The following is a 393-nucleotide window of genomic DNA, read 5'->3' as shown; positions in this document are numbered from 1 at the left end:
CCCGGCAGATGCGCAGCGCCGCCAGCGCCCGCGATGATCACGTGCAAGCCACGGTCGACGGCGGTTTTCCCATAGGTCCACAGACTGTCAGGGGTTCGGTGCGCGGACACGATCTTGGCCTCATAGGCGATGCCCAGTTCGTCCAGCACATCGGCTGCTTCTTTCCTGGTGTGCCAGTCCGATTGGCTACCCATGATGATGCCCACTTTTACGTCAGTCATTCTGCGCCCCTTATTCTGCGAGCGCGCACTATAGCCAAGGCAGTCGTTTACGCAATGATATCCGGCGTCAAACGATCCTCGATGATCGCGATCATGTCCTTGAGGCGTAGTTTTTTCTTTTTCAGGCGGCGAATGGTCAACTGATCGGCGGTTCCGCGTTCGACCATGGCCG

Annotated in this window: 2 protein-coding genes; both read right to left on the bottom strand. The window is 58.3% G+C overall.

Annotated elements, in window-relative coordinates; all coding sequences use genetic code 11:
• On the bottom strand, window positions 1-221 hold a 221-nt coding region (locus QWI16_RS06165; RefSeq protein ID WP_302711909.1), incomplete at its 3' end, for an AIR carboxylase family protein.
• A 47-nt stretch (window positions 222-268) separates the two neighbouring features.
• Complete coding sequence (locus QWI16_RS06160) at window positions 269-388, bottom strand: DUF465 domain-containing protein (protein WP_302711910.1); 120 nt, start codon at window positions 386-388, stop codon at window positions 269-271.
• Between the last annotated feature and the right edge of the window lie 5 nt (window positions 389-393).

Source organism: Gilvimarinus algae (genome assembly GCF_030518215.1).
In the GTDB taxonomy this organism is placed as follows: domain Bacteria; phylum Pseudomonadota; class Gammaproteobacteria; order Pseudomonadales; family Cellvibrionaceae; genus Gilvimarinus; species Gilvimarinus algae.
This window is presented reverse-complemented; position numbering and strand designations above follow the sequence as displayed.

Bases quoted from the DNA above. Each gene is read 5' to 3' on its own strand.
- QWI16_RS06160 (WP_302711910.1), bottom strand. From the start codon at position 388: ATGGTCGAACGCGGAACCGCCGATCAGTTGACCATTCGCCGCCTGAAA.